This window comes from Archangium gephyra (assembly GCF_049060025.1).
GTDB lineage: Bacteria > Myxococcota > Myxococcia > Myxococcales > Myxococcaceae > Archangium > Archangium gephyra_A.
Window position 1 is genome coordinate 6,339,092 of sequence record NZ_JBMEQQ010000002.1, and the last position, 16,115, is coordinate 6,355,206.

Annotated in this window: 14 protein-coding genes and 2 pseudogenes; 2 read left to right on the plus strand and 14 right to left on the minus strand. The window is 69.6% G+C overall.

Annotated elements, in window-relative coordinates:
- Positions 1 to 111 precede the first annotated feature (111 nt).
- The 9 genes and pseudogenes from ACN28I_RS27465 to ACN28I_RS27505 form a co-directional block, all read right to left on the minus strand.
- A complete protein-coding gene (locus tag ACN28I_RS27465; RefSeq protein ID WP_420944898.1) occupies positions 112 to 1,056 on the minus strand; it encodes a LysM peptidoglycan-binding domain-containing protein in 945 nt (314 codons plus the stop codon).
- A 319-nt stretch (positions 1,057 to 1,375) separates the two neighbouring features.
- The gene (gene ilvC / locus ACN28I_RS27470; RefSeq protein ID WP_420944899.1) at positions 1,376 to 2,371 is read right to left on the minus strand and encodes a ketol-acid reductoisomerase; all 996 of its coding nucleotides are present in this window, start codon (positions 2,369 to 2,371) and stop codon (positions 1,376 to 1,378) included.
- Between the two features lie 16 nt (positions 2,372 to 2,387).
- Positions 2,388 to 2,858: an aromatic-ring-hydroxylating dioxygenase subunit beta gene (locus ACN28I_RS27475; protein ID WP_420944900.1), complete on the minus strand. Its 471-nt coding sequence runs from the start codon at positions 2,856 to 2,858 to the stop codon at positions 2,388 to 2,390.
- A 5-nt stretch (positions 2,859 to 2,863) separates the two neighbouring features.
- Positions 2,864 to 4,120, minus strand: coding sequence for an aromatic ring-hydroxylating oxygenase subunit alpha (locus ACN28I_RS27480; RefSeq protein WP_420944901.1), 1,257 nt, complete (start codon positions 4,118 to 4,120; stop codon positions 2,864 to 2,866).
- 198 nt (positions 4,121 to 4,318) lie between these two features.
- On the minus strand, positions 4,319 to 4,552 hold the full coding sequence (locus ACN28I_RS27485) for a hypothetical protein (RefSeq protein ID WP_420948897.1): 234 nt from the start codon (positions 4,550 to 4,552) through the stop codon (positions 4,319 to 4,321).
- A 242-nt stretch (positions 4,553 to 4,794) separates the two neighbouring features.
- Positions 4,795 to 5,079: a hypothetical protein gene (locus ACN28I_RS27490; protein ID WP_420948898.1), complete on the minus strand. Its 285-nt coding sequence runs from the start codon at positions 5,077 to 5,079 to the stop codon at positions 4,795 to 4,797.
- 622 nt (positions 5,080 to 5,701) lie between these two features.
- Positions 5,702 to 6,748: pseudogene (locus ACN28I_RS27495) on the minus strand (T6SS phospholipase effector Tle1-like catalytic domain-containing protein); the annotation flags it as partial.
- A complete protein-coding gene (locus tag ACN28I_RS27500; protein WP_420944902.1) occupies positions 6,672 to 7,178 on the minus strand; it encodes a DUF3304 domain-containing protein in 507 nt (168 codons plus the stop codon). The pseudogene ACN28I_RS27495 and the gene ACN28I_RS27500, both read right to left, overlap by 77 nt.
- Positions 7,179 to 7,292: 114 nt before the next feature.
- Positions 7,293 to 7,796 carry a DUF3304 domain-containing protein gene (locus tag ACN28I_RS27505; protein ID WP_420944903.1) on the minus strand — a complete coding sequence of 168 codons (504 nt, stop codon included), beginning with the start codon at positions 7,794 to 7,796 and terminating at the stop codon, positions 7,293 to 7,295.
- 716 nt (positions 7,797 to 8,512) lie between these two features.
- On the opposite strand from ACN28I_RS27505, the gene ACN28I_RS27510 reads away from it, so the two are divergent.
- Both ACN28I_RS27510 and ACN28I_RS27515 read left to right on the plus strand, forming a co-directional pair.
- Positions 8,513 to 9,313: a hypothetical protein gene (locus tag ACN28I_RS27510; RefSeq protein WP_420944904.1), complete on the plus strand. Its 801-nt coding sequence runs from the start codon at positions 8,513 to 8,515 to the stop codon at positions 9,311 to 9,313.
- 245 nt (positions 9,314 to 9,558) lie between these two features.
- Positions 9,559 to 9,921, plus strand: coding sequence for a helix-turn-helix transcriptional regulator (locus ACN28I_RS27515; protein ID WP_420944905.1), 363 nt, complete (start codon positions 9,559 to 9,561; stop codon positions 9,919 to 9,921).
- 83 nt (positions 9,922 to 10,004) lie between these two features.
- Here ACN28I_RS27515 and ACN28I_RS27520 read toward each other — a convergent pair whose 3' ends face one another.
- The 5 genes and pseudogenes from ACN28I_RS27520 to ACN28I_RS27540 all read right to left on the minus strand — a co-directional run bounded on the left by ACN28I_RS27520 (position 10,005) and on the right by ACN28I_RS27540 (position 15,890).
- Positions 10,005 to 10,592, minus strand: coding sequence for a thioredoxin family protein (locus tag ACN28I_RS27520; RefSeq protein ID WP_420944906.1), 588 nt, complete (start codon positions 10,590 to 10,592; stop codon positions 10,005 to 10,007).
- Between the two features lie 55 nt (positions 10,593 to 10,647).
- Positions 10,648 to 12,264 carry a protein-disulfide reductase DsbD family protein gene (locus ACN28I_RS27525; RefSeq protein WP_420944907.1) on the minus strand — a complete coding sequence of 539 codons (1,617 nt, stop codon included), beginning with the start codon at positions 12,262 to 12,264 and terminating at the stop codon, positions 10,648 to 10,650.
- A gap of 181 nt (positions 12,265 to 12,445) precedes the next feature.
- Positions 12,446 to 12,946 (minus strand): annotated as a pseudogene (locus ACN28I_RS27530) (protein-disulfide reductase DsbD domain-containing protein); the annotation flags it as partial.
- A 241-nt stretch (positions 12,947 to 13,187) separates the two neighbouring features.
- The gene (locus tag ACN28I_RS27535) at positions 13,188 to 14,426 is read right to left on the minus strand and encodes a vWA domain-containing protein (RefSeq protein ID WP_420944908.1); all 1,239 of its coding nucleotides are present in this window, start codon (positions 14,424 to 14,426) and stop codon (positions 13,188 to 13,190) included.
- Positions 14,427 to 14,600: 174 nt separating this feature from the next.
- Complete coding sequence (locus tag ACN28I_RS27540) at positions 14,601 to 15,890, minus strand: AAA family ATPase (RefSeq protein WP_420944909.1); 1,290 nt, start codon at positions 15,888 to 15,890, stop codon at positions 14,601 to 14,603.
- Positions 15,891 to 16,115: the final 225 nt, after the last annotated feature.

Below are 16,115 nucleotides of genomic sequence, written 5' to 3' on the forward strand. Positions count from 1 at the left end.
CGCGCATTCGTGAATCCCCCGACCGGGCAATGAGTCTCGCCCGGAGTATCCAGCCCCCGCTCCCACCGGGCAAGGGAACCGGGGCGGCGCGGAAGATTCAGCGCCCGCGGCTCACACCGAGAACAGGTAGGGCCGCGGCTCCGGCACCCGCTTCACCCGCCAGATGTGGCGATCCTCCAGCGTCACCCAGTTCATCTCCAGCGGACGGGCGATGTAGAGGACTCCGGGGCTGTCCTGGCTGGTCAGCACGAACTTGCCGCTGTCGTCCTTGGTCTTGCAGCCCACGTCGAGGTACAGGTGACGCTGGAGCTCCTCGGGATCGGTCGTGCCCCAGTTGAATTTCGCGAGCTGGTCCGCCGTGAGCGCATACGTCTCGGCGATGCTCTCCAGCGTCTCGCCGTCGCTCACCTTGTGCTCGGTGATGCGAGCGAGGAACTTCCCCGAGGGCGCCTGCTTGCGGCGGCGGCGCTTCCCCGGAGAGAGGGACACCAGGATACCCGCCTTCACGAAAGCCAGCGTCTCGGCCAGGGTCGCCCCCTCGAGCGCCGAGGTGATGTCGACGCGCCCCTTGGGCACGTCCCAGAGCGAGATGCGGCCCTCGCCGTCGGTGGTGGCCTTCTGCTTGGAGCCGTCGGGCAGCTTGATGCTCAGCTCGAGCTGAGTGATCGGCTCCTCGCTGAAGTCGTCGACGATCTGCACCATCAGCCGCAGCTTCTCCTCGACCACGGCGGGAGGCGGCTGCTGCTCCACCTTCTCGCGGGGCATCATCCTTCCTGGCATCTTCGGGAGGGGCACCCGGGCGAGCCTCAGGTGCTTGCTCCCGAGCAGCGTGGCGGCCTGCCGCAGCACGGACTCCTCGGAGAGCGGCTCATACGGCCGCGCGTTCACCTGGGTGTAGACCAGCTCGCGCAGCGTCCGCAGGTTGAAGGAGTCCTGGGCGAATTCGCGCAGCCGGCGCTCGGCCTGCCACGAGTCCCCGAGCACCACGAGCTCATGTCGCTCGGGCAGTGGCTCGTGGAAGCGGAGCAGCACGTACTCGTGCTCCCCGTGTCGCAAGCGAGGCCGAAGGATTCCAAAAGCGGCCATTCCCCCAGAATACGATTCACTGGCCATGGGGATCAGCGGAGCACGCGCCGAGGTGGGTGGTCAATCCGGCAAACCCCTCGCCATCCGCTGGGACGGATGAAAATCCGCGCAACTGGCGGACGGCACCTTCCGATGCAAAGAAGCGTCGCGGCAATGCCAAGAAAGAGGAAGCTGGGCAGGAACGCGGCCCAAGGAACTCCGTGCCCTGTTGCGACGAGCAGGCCGAGAGCGAGCGCCGGGAGAGGCGCGAGAAGGAGCCATCACACCGGGTTTTCCAACACGGCCTGGCTCAGGGCTTCTGGAACCACGGCATCATCGCTCGCAGGCGGCGGCCGACTTCCTCGATGGGGTGGCGTCTGCCCTCCTCGAGCAGCCTCTGATGGTTCGGCCGGCCCGCCTCGTTCTCGGCGATCCACTCCTTCGCGAAACGGCCGTCCTGGATTTCCCGCAGCATCTCCGTCAGCCGCGCTCGCACCGCCCCGTCCACCACCCTCGGGCCCCGCGTCAGGTCCCCGTACACCGCCGTGTCGCTGATGCGCTCGCGCATCCCCGCGATGCCGTGCTCGTACATCAGGTCCACCACCAGCTTCAGCTCGTGCATCACCTGGAAGTACGCCACCTCCGCCGAGTAGCCCGCCTCCACCAGTGTCTCGTAGCTCGCGTGCACCAGCGCCGTGATTCCTCCGCACAGCACCGCCTGCTCCCCGAAGAGGTCCGTCTCCGTCTCCTCCCGGAAGCTCGTCTCCAGGACTCCCGCCCGCGTCGCCCCCATCCCCTTCGCATACGCCAACGCCCGCTCCAGCGCCTGTCCCGTCGCGTCCTGATTCACCGCCACCAGGCACGGCACCCCCTGCCCTTCCACGTACGTCCTGCGCACCAGGTCCCCCGGGCCATTCGGGGCAATCATCGCCACGTCCACCCGCGCCGGCGGGCGCACCAGTCCGTAGTGGATGGCGAAGCCGTGGTAGTAGAGCAGCAGCTTCCCCGGTGTGAGGTTCGGCTCCACCGCCCGGTGGAACAGCTCCGCCTGCGCGAGGTCCGCCACCAGCAGAGCCAGCACGTCCCCGCGCCTCGCCGCTTCCACCGCGTCCACCCGCTCGAAGCCCTCCGCCTCCGCGCGTGCCGCCGCCGGTGTCCCCGGCCGCTCGCACACCACCACGCTCACCCCCGAGTCCCTCAGGTTCAACGCCTGCGCCCGCCCCACGCTCCCATAGTCATACACAGACACCGTCAGCCCACTCAGCAGCCCCAGGTCCGCGTCCGCGTCGTAGAACACCCGCGCCATTCGTCTCCCCCCACGCTCAAATCGGGTACACGAGCAGCCCCGGTATCCGGAACGTCTCGTACACCACGTCCATCCGCTCGAAACGAGGCTCCGGCTCCAGCGCCACCCGCGCCTCCACGTGCCCCACGCTCAGCAGCACCGTCTCGCCGTCCTCCGTCGTCCGGTACACCGCGTAGTTCGCCCGCGCCTCCACGTGCCCCGCTTCCACCTCCCCCACCCGCACGTTCGTGTGCAGGTGCCGGCACACGTGCGGCGTGTAGACGCACGCCTTGCGGATGGCCACCACCCGGTCCTCCATCATCGCCCGGCTCGTGCACAGGATGAGGCTCACCGGCAGCCCCTTCTGGTGGTTCTCCCTCGGTATCAACCGGTACTGCCCGCTCTCGAGGAACAGCGCGGGCCAGCGCTCCAGCTCGCCATCGTCCAGCGCCTCGGCGTAGCGGTAGAGCAGGTCTTCCACGGTGCAGCGGATGGTCGGGTCCCCCATGCTCGTCACACTCCCATCAACGTGCGCCACGTCTTCCAGAAGCCGCGGATGGCCGTCTCGTTGGCCAGATCCCTCGTCGGCTCGCCGTACCGCACCTGTGTCCCCCCGAGCGCCACGAAGGCCGCCGCCCCCCGCTCGCCCTGGATGCCCCGCTGCACGATTTCGAGCGCCTCCACGTCCTCCAGCGAGATGTAGCCCGAGGGCCCCACCAGGTTCGCCTGGAGGATGCGCTGGTTGCGCAGCTCCACTGTGTCGTCCTCGTAGCCGAGCAGCGTCCAGATGAGATCGAAGTCGTTCACGTCCCTCGGCAACACGTGCCGCGTGGCGATGCTGTTGGAGATGCGGTGGATGACCAGGCTGGGGAAGATCGTCTGGATGGAGACGGCGATGTCGTCCTTGAAGTCCGGCAGCTTGCGCATGAGCTCGGGCGCGCGAAGCTGGTAGCCCTTCTGGTACGTCGAGATTCCCTGCTGCTCGTACTCCTCGCGGTGCTCCTCCGCGCCGCCCTTGTACGAGACGAGGTGCCCGCAGCCGCTCGGCTCCGCCAGCGTCTCGCCCCGCTGCGTCGAGCGGAACAGCCCGAAGGTCGCCACGAACAGGTGCAGCAGGCCCGCGTGGTACGGGTCCTTCACGTTCTCGAAGTACAGCTTCCAGTTGGCCCGCACCCGCTGGCGCAGGTAGCCGAGCACCTGCAGCTTCCGCCCATCGAAGACCCGCGTGAGCTGCGGCCAGACGCCTCCCAGGTACTCGCGCAGCGGCGGCGTGTCCTCGCGGAAGCTCGCGAAGACGAGCCCGTTGAGCACCTCCACCCGCAGCCGCCGCAGGCTCAACGCCTTCATGTCCACGTCCACGCCGCAGTAGCCGCCCTGCCCCTGCACCCCATTCTTGAAGGGCACCGCGCGCAGCGTCCCGTCCGGGTCGTAGCCCCACTGGTGGTAGACGCAGTTGAAGCGTTTGTGCTGGCCGCAGGCCTCGTGCAGCACCAGCGCGCCCCGGTGCGAGCACCGGTTGATGAGCACGTACACCTGCCCGTCCTTCGCCCGCGAGAGGATGACCGGCACGTCGCCGATGTGCGTGGTGCGGAAGCTGCCCTCCTCCGGCACCTCGGCCTCCAGCCCCACGTAGCTCCACGTGGGCCCCTGGAAGATGCGCTCCTGCTCGCGCTGGAAGAGCTCCGGGTCCGTGAAGACACGATAGGGCACGTGCGCCGTGTCACCTTCGGGCCACGGCCAGAAGGATTCCGCGGAAGGAGGAGTTTGCATGTGAGGTTCCCGGCGCGGCGGGCCGGGGCTGGTGGGCCCGCGTCCTCACCACGGTGAAGGAGTCAGGTCTTCGTCCGGGCCACGGGGGAGGAACAGTCCCTCACCCCAGCCCTCTCCCAGAGGGAGAGGGTGCTCGCAACCCGAGTGCGCGAGAAACCCTCACCCCGTCCCTCTCCCGGGGGGAGAGGGGATATCCGGCTAGCCGTTGTCCTTCAGCGGCGGCGACTCACGCTTGCTCACGTTCGAGTCGTCGGCCCCGCGGCCGCCCACGCCCTTCTCCAGGATGCCGTCGATGCCCACGTCCGAGTCCACCACGTCCCGGCGCTCCTGACCTTCCTCCTCGTGCCGGGCTTCCTTCCTCAGCTTCTCCGCGTCCTGGTCCGCCCGTGGATTCATGATGCGCTTGTCCGGCCCACCTTGATTCTCCGCCATCGCTCTCTCCCATCGCAGAGGGGCCCCGCACGCCACCGCACGAGGCCCGGTGATGAGGCAAAGGTCCGAAGCGTCCCGGCACCCGACAAGGGCCCGAGCCCGGCTGCTCGCCCTCCGCTCGTCCGAGAGCCGGGGCAGGCGGGTGGGAATGCACGTGGGAAGCGCTGATTCGCTCCAGCGGTGGTGTCCACTCCAGCGCCGGGGGCTTTGGCTGGAAGCCCCCCCGGCACGAAGCAGTGGGCTCAGCCGATGGCGGTGTTCGAGAAACTCCGTCCAGCGGGCTGGTTCACGGCGTAGCGCAGCTTCTCGTCCCCGCCGATGTAGATGACCCGGGGATCGGAAGGCAGGGTCGCGTCCTTGGCGAATCCCGCCAGGGAGTCGTGAACATAGGTCTCGAAGAACGCGATGATCTCCTGGTTGCGCAGCCCCTGCTTGCGCTCGAACTCGGCCTCGTACGCCTCGAGCACCGCCTTGTAGTGCGGGCGCAGCTTGTCCCGTCCCTTCTTCTTCGCGAAGGCCTGGAGCATGCGCGCGTCCACCAGGAGCTGGTTGTCGTAGATGGCCGAGTTGCGCGCGAATGAGCCATCCGAGCCTCGGCATCGTGTCCAGGAAGGTCTTCTGCGTGAGGTACTCCTCCTCCTTCTGGTTCGCGAGCTTCAACTCCTGTTCGAACCGCTTCGCCACGGGACCAAACATCCACCCCCCCGACGACCCGGCGAGCTGACTGGCCATCTTCTTGTGCTCACTGGCCTCGCGCCGCAGCGCCTCCGTGTCCTTGGTCAGCCGGCGCTCCTCCTTGGCCCAGCCCGGCTCGAACTCCTGGAGAAGGAGCTGGTCCGGCGTGGGCTTGCCAGGAACACGGGTCGCCATCCTGTAGAACCGCCACTGGTAGTAGAGCTTCATGTGGGCCAGCATCGTCTCGCCCAACGACTTGCTGCCGCCCCAGCCCGCGGTGTCCATGTAGAGCTTGAAGCGGCGCTCGAGCGTATTCAGGGCGGCCTTGCTGGCCGGATCCTCCGCGAAGTCCCCCTTCAGGCTCTCCGAGAGCATTTGCTCTCGCAGAGGCACTCCGGCGCGGATGGCCTCGGCGCGCATGACCCTCAACGGCATCAGGCTCAGAAACGAACCGCGGGACGGGCTTCGCGCGCCTTCACCCTGGCGGTAGCCGCCGCCCACGTCCGAGTGCGCGCCGGGATAGACGATCTCGCGGCAGTTCTTCGGGTAGCGAGAGCCCTGGGCGACGCTGTCCAGCGGGAAGGAATTGCGGATCTCATGGGCCGCCACCATGTGGAGGCAATTCTCGACCATCTCGGGAATGCGGAGGTCGGACGCCCAGCCCATATGGCCGTCGTACATGCCCGAAGACGGATCCGCGCCTGGCGCGCCGCCATCCGCGAAGGCGATGTCATCGAGCGTGCTGCCGTAGGCATGGCGACTCTGCAGCACCTGCTCCAGCTTCATCACGCCAGTCGTCAGGTCGAGGGATTGCAGATTGTTCGTGCCCATCGGCGCACCGACCGAAGCCACGGAATCGAACAGCCCCATGAAATACAGGCGGATCGGATACCGGCCCGCCTTGTGCGTGAAGCGCCAGAGGCCATCAGGCGCGCGACCGCAGCGTCCGGCGACCATTCGTGCGAAGGCGCGAGCCAGCGCCGCGCCCCGGGAGAAGCCGAACAGCGCCAGGTGGATCGTGTGGCCCTTGCTCTGGGTGACGCGCTCCTCGAACTGGCGCATCGCCCAATCGAGGCGAGCCTGGCCCTTTCCACCGAAGGCGAGTCCCAGGGTCTCTCCGCCGGAGTCGGCGATCTCCTTGAAGCGCGTGCCGATACCGGGGATGTAGTAGCTGATTATTCCCTGACCCAGGTCGTCTCGTAGGTGCGCTCGGAACAACCGCGCCACATTGCTGTGCTCCTCGTTTCCGACATCCGCCTCCAGGTTGTTGCCCGTGCCATCGAAGAAGAAGGCAATCCTGAGGCCTTGGTGAGCGGGAGCAATGGAGTCCTTGGAGGAGACATGGCTTGTTGGGGCTGGCACTCGCCCGGTCTTGTCGGCCGTCTTGCCCGCAAGTGATGCGGACCGGCACAGGACTCCCGGAGACTGCAGTTTGTTCGGCTCGCTAGTGGTAGCCATCTTTGCACCTCGCGGTCTGCTCGTCCGCCACGGCGTTACCCGACGCCTTGCGCTGCTCATCATTATAATCTTGCAGCTTCAGCTTCAGCTCCGGGTAGTCCTCCGTGATCTCGGCCTCGATATGTCCGTCGGGAAAGAAATGCACCCCAAGATGGCGCGGATTGGCTGGCACCGGTCCAGTGAGCAGCGCTTCCTTCTCACACCAGCGCTTCCGGTCCCGCGTCCACTTGATTCTCAGTTGCACCGGCAGCTTGGTACCCGGCCTGAAGCTCATACAACACACGCCTTTACCTCCCCCCGCTGTCGGAGAACTGACGAACAGGTTTCCTCCGCCCTGGCCGTTCACCTCGAAGCTGTCGATGTACAGGTCGGTGTAGTTGAAGCCGTTGATCGTCAGCGAGACGGGCTCGGTGATGACGGGTGCTTCATCCACCTGCGCGGGCTGTGTGCCCGGCTTCTCCTCGGTCTTCGGCTTGTTGCAGGCCACCAGCATCGAGAGCCCCACCAGCAGCAGACGCCCGTGCGCCGCACGCGGGAAACTCCGGGCCTGATGACGACTCGTTGATCCGCTTACCATCACACGCCCCTGAGTTCGTTCGGCTCGTCGTTAGTAGCCATCTTTGCACCTCGCGGTCTGCTCGTCCGTCACGGTGTTACCCGACTCCTTGCGTTTACCTCGATCGACTCGCTCCAGTCGTAGCCTCGGCTCCGGGTCCTGCTCCGTGAGTTCGGCCTCGATATGCCCATCGAGAAAGAAGTGCACTCCGAGATGGCGGGGATTGGCTGGCACTGGCCCAGTGAGCAGCGCTTCCTTCTCGCACCAGCGCTTCCGGTCCCGTGTCCACTTGAGCTTCAGTTGCACCGGAAGTCGGGTGCCCGGAGTGAAGCTCACACAGCACACGCCTCCACCACCGCCCGAGGTCGGAGAGCTGACGAAGAGGTTTCCTCCACCCTGGCCATTCACCTCGAAGCTGTCGATGTACAAGTCGGTGTAGTTGAAGCCGTTGATTTCCAGCGAGACGGGCTCGGTGATGACGGGGGCTTCCTCCACCTGCGCGAGTTGTGCGCCCGGCTTCTCCTCGGCCTTCGGCTTGTTGCAGGCCACCAACATCGAGAGCCCCACAAGGAGCAGCGGCCCTGCGCGTCTCTCGAATAGGCGCCTGGCCGCGACATTGGAGCGGATCAATGGTCGTTGCTCCGCGTTTCCGCGCCCCACCCGCGCTGCCGAGCCCAAGTCGTCACATCCCCCCCGCTTCCTCGTCATCTTCAGTGGCAGGATCTCCCTCTGTCAACGCACGGGCCCCGCCACCTCGGCCCCGGCGGTGGGGGAAGGTGCGCGGAAGGCACAGGTGCCGGGCCAAGCCATACGAAGTAAATCCGTTCAGGGGTGCTCTTGCAGCAACGCGGAGGGCACCTTCTGGCCGCGCGGCGTGCCGACTGGTCCGACCATCGGACCAGTTGCTCCCCTTCGCGGCCGGGACCTACCCCCTGAACGGAATTACTTTGCTTGGCTTAAGCGAGCGGCTCGAGCGTCCGTGAGATGGGACACGCGCTCCCGAAGGGGACGGCCAGCGCCGCACTCCGTGACACCGTTCACTCGGATCGGCGCGCCTGTGTCACATGGCCCACCGCTGTTCACGGGTCACGCGGGGGAGATTGACCAGACAGGTCATGTGCCGCACCCTGACGTGCATGGCACGCGACGAACAGCAGCGGAGTCCCAGGCCGAACTGGAGCGCCTCGGACAGCGTGGGGGGTGACCTGCGAGATGAGGTGCGGCCTCCCGTTCCGAGAGGTGATAGAAGGGCTCGCGGAAGGAGGCAGCACATGGCGGACGAACCACCCTTCAAGGGCGGAAGACTGGGGCCGTTCCACCTCGGCAGGCGCTACAAGCACAAGGACCTCGGGGGAGGACTGGGCCGCCTCTACGAGGCGCACAACGTTGATACCGGGGCCTCGGCCCTGGTGCTGATGCCCGACCGGCACGCGGACTGGGAGCCCATGGAGGACTGGCGGATCTCCGCCTCCTCGCACGTGTCGCCTCCCCATGTCGTGCTGGAGGTGGAGCACGCTCCCGCCTCGGGCCGGCTGCCGGCCTTGTCGGAGTTGCTCGACCTGCTGGCCTCCGTGGTCGAGCGCGTGGAACGGAACGCCGACGCCCGCGCCCACCTGACCCGAGAGCCCATCGGACTGCGGCGCAGATGGCTCGGCCGCTCGCGCCGATGGCTGCGCTCCCGGTGGGGACTCGCCCTCGCGGGCCTCGCCACGGTGACCCTCGGCGTGGGTCTCTGGCTCGGCGTCACCGGCTTCGACACAGGCCCGGCGCATGAACCCCGCACGGCCCATGGGGTGGGCGCGGAGGCCGCGGCCCGCCTCGATGCGCCCATCATGATCGACAAGCACGAGCGGGGCGTGGCGGTCTTCGCCTATCCCATGCCCGGGGGCCCCTTCCGCAACCAGGCCAAGGCGCCCTGCTTCCCCGACGAGGGCGAAGTGGAAATCAATGGCGGGTGCTGGGTGGCGCTGGAGAAGCGCCCGCCCTGTCTCAAGAACCAGGCCGAGTACCAGGGCAAGTGCTACCTGCCGGTCGGCGCGACCACCCGGACGCCCCAGTCCATCCTCCCGTGAGCCAAGGCGCTTGCATGACCGCAAAAGTCATGTTCCTATAGGGACTCGCGAAGTAGTCCACGAAACCCACTGACTGCCAGCAGTGGATTTCGTGGGCTCCCTCCCAAGCGCAGTACCGGCGTACCCGCGTCATGGCGGGGCGCCAACTCAACGCTCCCCGAGGTGCCTGGCAGCCCTCGGTGGAGCGTTGTTCTTATGGGGGGTGCGACGTGACGACAGGTCCCCGTTCCCGGGGTGGGCCCGCAGTGCGGCGCCGCCTCTCGAAGACCCTGGGCAACACGGCCCGCGAGGCCCGGTTGCGAGCCGGTCTCACCCAGGCGGACGTGGCCGAGCGCCTCGGGCTTTCCCACGAGGTGTACGGCCGTCTGGAGCGGGGGTTGTTGCTGCCCAGCGTCCTCACCCTGCGCCGTCTGTGCCTGGTGCTCCACCTTCCCGCGGATCGGCTGCTCGGACTCGCCTGCGCGCATCCGCCCTCGTGGACGCGCTCGCCGCCCTCCGAGCGGGATTCGCCCCAGGTCAGGCGCCTCATCCGCTCGGTGCGCGAGCTGAGTGCTTCCCGGCTCCGGGTGCTGAGTGTCCTCGTCGCCACCTTGCGGCGCCGGGCCTGACTCCGTCCACGTCTGTCTTCCCGAAAAAACGAAGGCCCCCGTCCCCTTCCGGGAGCGAGGGCCTCACCGCGACAGCCTGGGGCTCAGCTCTTGTACTTCACCGAGCAGCCATACGGCTCCGTGGTGGCGGCCGGCACCGGCTTGCCGGACAGGAGCGCGTCCACCGCCGTCTTCACGTGGTTGGTGGTGCCCTCCTTCTTGTTGCCGCGCGGATCATCGTCGATGGCGCCCGCGTAGCGCACCACGCCCTGCTCATCGATGACGTACATGTGCGGCGTCGTCTTGGCGCCGTAGGCCTTGCCCACCGTGCCGCTCGCGTCCTGCAGCACCGGGTAGGTGAAGCCCTCCGTCTTCTTCCAGGCCGCGGACTTGTCCGGCGTGTTGCTCGCGGTGGAGTCCACCGCCAGCCACACCACCTTCTTGGCATCCACGCCCGTGAACGTCTTCTGCATGGTGTCGGCCGTGTAGTGGCGCTGCACGAAGGGGCAGCCCGGGTTGGTCCACTCCAGCACCACCACCTTGCCCTTGTACTGCGACAGCGAGTGCTCCTTGCCGGACTCGTCCTTCAGGGTGAAGGCCGGGGCGGGCTTGCCCACCTGGGCGGTGTCGGCGGCCAGCGCCGCCACGGGCAACATCACAGCGAGGGCCACTGCGGTGAAGAAAGGCTTCATTCGCTCTGCGCTCCTTGTGCGGGTACTGCGGAAGAAACAAACTCCGGGGCGGCCGCTATCTCGCGTCGGCCACCCGCTCGGCCGCCCGGCGCACGGCCTCCGTGACGGAGTCGGCCGTGAGCAGCTCGGGCAGCACCTCGGGCTTGTCGGGCGCGGCGGGGCTCACCACCAGGTACATGGGCACCCCGGCCCGGCCGAACTCGGCCAGCTTCGCGCTGATGCGCTCGTCCCGCCGCGTCCAGTCCGCCACGAAGAAGGCCACCTTGTGCTGCGCGAAGGCGGCCCGTACCTCCTCGCGCGTCAGCACCGTGCGCTCGTTGAACTTGCACGTGAGGCACCAGTCCGCGGTGAAGTCGATGAACACGGGCTGCCCCGCCTTCAGCGCCGCGGCCACCGCCGCCTCGTCCCACGGCTGCGCCTCGGCCACCATCGACGCCTTGCGCACGGCCGGGCCCGTCTCCTCGAAGCGCAGGGACAGGCCGCCGCCCACCGCCAGCACCGCCACCACCGCCGCCACGCCCGCCGCCTTGCGTCCGCCCGAAGCCCCTTGCGCCAGGCCGTACATCCACGCGCCCAGGCCCACCACGGCGAGGAAGGCGAGCAGCCGCGCCATGCCGTCCACGCCCGTGAGGCCGCCCATCACCCACACCAGCCACACCGTGGTGCCCAGCAGCGCGAAGCCGAGCAACTGCTTGCCGCGCTCCATCCACGCGCCCGGCTTGGGGAGGAGCTTCGTCAGCCCGGGCACCAGCACCAGCAGGCAGAAGGGCAGCGCCAGGCCGAGGCCCAGCATGAAGAAGGTGGCCAGCACCGTGGCCGGGCCCGCCGCGAGCGCGAAGCCCACCGCCGTGCCCAGCAGCGGCGCCGAGCAGGGCGTGGCCAGCACCACCGCCAGCACCCCCTCGCCCGCGCTGCGCGAGAGGCCGTGGCTCGAGTCCACCTTCTCCACCAGCGCGGTGCCGTCCGTGCCCACGTTGAAGACGCCGAAGAGGTTGAGCGCGAAGGCCACCAGCACCGCGGCCACCGCGGCCACGAAGAGCGGCTCCTGGAACTGGAAGCCCCAGCCCACGGTGCTGCCTCCGGCGCGCAGGGCCAGCACCACGCCCGCCAGCACCAGCATGGAGCCCACGATGCCGCCCGCGTACGCCAGCGCGTGCATCCCCACCTTGCCGCGCTCGGCGTGCACGGTGCGGGTGAAGCCGTAGGCCTTGAGGGCCAGCACCGGGAAGACGCACGGCATGAGGTTGAGCAGCGCGCCCCCGAGGAAGGCGAAGAGCAGCACCAGCCCCAGCGACAGCGAGGACTCCGCCGCCACGGCCGGGGCCACGGCCTTCACCTCGGGAGCACCGGGCGCGGCGGCCACCACGGACGCCAGCGGCAGGCTCAACGTCAGCGAGGTGGCCCCCGCGGCGGCCCGGCCCAGGCGCAGCACGCCCGCCAACCGGGGCTCCTGCGCGGGCACGCTCGGAGCGGCCTTGCCCTCCAGCTTGAAGGTGCCGGGCCTGCCCGCCACGGGCGACAGCGCCAGGCTCGCGATGCCGGGGATGCGCTCGGGGACGAAGAAGTCCTTCTCCACCTCGGGCACCGGCTGGCCCCGGGGGCCCGTCACGGTGAGGGTGCCGGTGAAGGGCTGGCCCGCGGTGAGCGCCTTCGCGTCGAGCGCGAGCGACACCGCGTGGCCGGAGCTTCTCGGGCGCCACGGGCACGCGCGCGTGGGCCGCGTCGAAGCCGGGCGCGTGCTCCGGGTCCGGCCGCGTCTCGGGGCCCACCGGCAGGTTGCGGGTGAGCATGAGCTGCGCGGGCAGGCAGTGCACCTCGCACACCAGCACGTCCGCCGCGGCCGACAGTTGCAGCGAGCCCTCGGCCTTCTCGGAGGCATGGGCCTCGGCGAAGAGGAGCACCTCTTCCGCGTAGCCGTAGGTGGTGATGTAGCCGTCCGGCGTGCGGAACGTGGACGGCGCGGGCCACTGCAGCGCGCCCACGGTGGTGCCCGGCGTGTCCCACGTCACCTCGGAGGCCAGCCCCGACTCGCCCGGGTTCTTCCAGTAGATGTGCCAGCCCGGGTCCATGCGGAAGCGCACGCCCACGCGGAAGGCGTCTCCCGCCTTCACCTGGGCCACGTCCGTCAGGAGGGCGGCTTCCACCCGATCATTGCCCTCGTCCGGCGCGCCACTGGCCACCGCCGTGGAAGGCAATTGGGCCCAGGCCTCGCCCGCGCCGAGGCACAGCCCCAGCACCGCCGCGAAGAGAAGTCCCACCCAGCTCGAACGTCGTACCCGCTGCTGCGTCATGCGCCTCCCGTTAACCCACCCGCCCGCCATCCGCCAGCCATCCACCCCTGGATTGGCTCCCATCAACCCTCCAGGCAGGCGGGCATTCCCGGGCGGACGGCCTCCGGTGGCATGAATGATACGCGGACGTCCGTCACCGCGTTACAGCGGCTTCCCTACCGCTCGAATGCTCGCCGAGCGGCCGCGTCCAAAGGACTTCCCGGAGTGGTGCCAACTCCTCCAGGACGCCCTCTTCCGCATCACCGCCGGGGAGTGGCTCCGCGGCCCGGTGCGCGAGCGGTTCCGCTCGTCTGGCGCTGAGCGCTCAGTTCCCCGCCTTCCGGATGGGAATCGCGGGCTGGATGATGCTCAGCCCGGTGTGTGCGTCGGCGGCCCGGGCCCGGCGCACCACCAGCGCCGGCAGCTCGGCCGCGCGCCGCTCCACCGCCAGCTTCAGGTCCGCCAGCCGCTCCACGTGGCGCTTGGCCGGCACCGCCTCCACCGCCAGCCGCACCAGCTCGCGCAGCGCCTCCTCCGCCACCTTCAGCGACTGCTCCGCCGAGATCGGGTTGCGCCGCATCAGCGACTTCCACGCCGACGACTCGGCCGCCACCAGGTCCAGCTCCACGCCCACCGCGCGGATGAAACGGCCCTCGGGGCTGTCGGGCAACACGCGCTGCACCGGCACCGACACCCGCCGCGTATCCCCATTCTCCGTCCACGTCGTCGTCACCCCGAGCGACCAGTCCGCCAGCTCCAGCCGCCCCGTGAAGAGCGCCCGGCGCGCGAAGGCGTGCGAGAGCGAGCCCAACCCCGCGCTCAGCGCGTCCCCCTCCACCCGCGCCGGGTAGCGGTGACGGCACAGCAGCTCGGTGAAGCCCATCGGCTTCACGTACAGCCGCGCGTCCGTCCCCACTTCGCCGAACAGCTCGGCCACCAGCGCCGCGGTGGCCACCGGCAGGCCCTCGGCGTCGTCCACGTGGGTGAAGCCCGTGCCCGCGGGGCCCGTCAGCGCCTCGAGAATCTCCGGCAGGTAGTGCCGCCCCAGTCCCAGCGCGTGCAGCGTGATGCCGGACTCGGCCACCTTGCTCCCCAGCGTGCGGAAGTCCGCCAGCGAGCGCGGGCCCACCGAGGGCTCGCCATCCGTGAGCATCAGCAGCTTCGGCCGCGCCCCGGGGATGAACAGCCGGCGCACCGCGGCCGCTCCCGTCTCCACCGCCTCGTGCAGCGCCGTGCCCTCTCCGGCCTGCAACGCCGAAAGGCTCTCGGCCAGCTCGGTGCGCGCCTGCGCGTCCATGAGCCGCAGCGGCACGAGCTGCTCCGGCGCCCCGTCGAAGGTCATCAGCCCCAGGTAGTCCTTCGGCCCCGCGCGCTCGACGAGCAACTGCGCGGCCTCGATGGCGGCGGCCAGCGGCGCGCCTCGCATGGAGGCACTCCGGTCCAGCACGAGGTTCATCGCCACGGGTGCACGCGGCGCGTCCGACTCGGCCTCCACGGTGACGAGCAGATGTACATCCCGGCCGCGCTCACCATCGCGCTCGACCGCCCAGGCCGTCAGCTTCATCGCTTCATCCTCCGTGCGAGGCACCTGCATGCGCCCCGCGGCCACCGCGTCCCCTCAGTATCGCCGCACTGGCCCCCACGGCCGCAACCCGAAGGCTCCTCATTCCGGACGCTCGTCCACCGGACTTGCGGACGCTCTCCCGGAATGCTGGACCCGGACCCTCCGCGAACCCCCTCACGAGCGGGTCCCATCCACCCCACCCGGCCCCGGCTCCCATCCCACGCGCCCGTCCACCTTCTTCATCCGGAACACCGTCCCGGGCGGCAGCGCGGCCAGGAGCGCGGGGGACTGCGTGGCCACGAGGAGCTGACTCCCGGTGGTGGCGCGCTGGAGCAGCTCCGCGAGCACCGGCAGCACGCGCGGGTGGAGTCCCAGCTCGGGCCCGTCGAGACCCACCAGCGGCGGCTTCCGGGGCGACAGGCACAGCGCCGCCAGGCACAGCAGGCGCAGCGTCCCGTCCGAGAGGTCCGCCAGCGTCAGCTCGCCCCGCACGCCGGCCTCGCGCCACACGCCGATGACGGTGCCGGGCCCGCCCCGCGGCTTCACCGAGAGCGACTCGAAGGAGGGATGGGCCGCGCGCAGGGTGACCTCGAGCTCGCGCCAGCGCTCCGGCTCCTCCACCATCAGGTGGAAGAGCACGGCGCTCAGGTTGGAGCCATCCGGCGCCAGCACGGGCTCGGGCTCCGAGGGCACGGGCCGCCGGAGCACCGCGCCACGCGAGACGTCGAAGCCCGGGTAGAAGCGCCAGCCGGAGACGAACGCGCGGAAGCTGGCGGCGGAGCGCAGGGCGGGCTCCAGCGCCCCGCGCAGCGCGAGCCTGTCCGGCGGCAGCGTGTGGCGCACCTCCAGCACGCGGGGACGCGCCGATGCCCAGCTCACCGTGCGCACCACGCCCCCGCCATTCTCGAAGTCCAAGAACGCGAACGTCTCCGGCTTCTGGCCGCTCGCGTCCGGCTCCACGGCGGCGAAGCGCTCCGAGGTGACGCGGGGCGCGCGCTCGGGCCCGCCCAGCTCCACCGCGTACCGGAAGGCACGGCCGGCGCCGCTGGTGACGTGCAGGGACAGGTGGAGGCGCTCGGGCGCTCCGGCGGAGAACAGCCGCTGGCCCGTGCCGCGCGAGTCCACCCCCGAAGGCAGCGGGTGCTCCACCGCGAAGGCGAGCAGCGCCAGGCAGTCGAGGAGCGAGGACTTGCCCGAGCCCGGCTCGCCCGTGAGGACGGTCAGGGCGCCGGGCCGCGCGTCGAGCCCTTCCAGCCCCCGGTACCCGTCCACACACAGCCGCGTGAGCCGGAGGGGGGCCTCCAGCGGACCCTGGGCCGCGAGCCGCGCGCGCACGGCCGCGAAGGGCTCCGTCTCCAGTACGGCCGGCGAGAGCTGGATGGCGCCGACGAGATCTCCCTCATCCCCGAAGAGCACCTCCGCGAGTTCCAGCTCCGAGGCGAACCGCTCCAGCGTGCGGGCCACCTCCTCCACCGGCAGGCCCGACAGCTCCCCGAGCTTCCCCGGCCGTCCATGCCTTGCCGCGGTTGCGCTGGTACGCCTCCTTCAGCGTGGGCAGCAGCCGGTCGAAGCCCGCGAGCTCCTCCTCGGAATGCCCTGACGGTGCCGCTTCACCTGCGCTCGATTCGCTCGGAGAACCCACAAGGGGTGGAAGATACACGGAGCCGCGGATTCCATCCCCGGAACGGG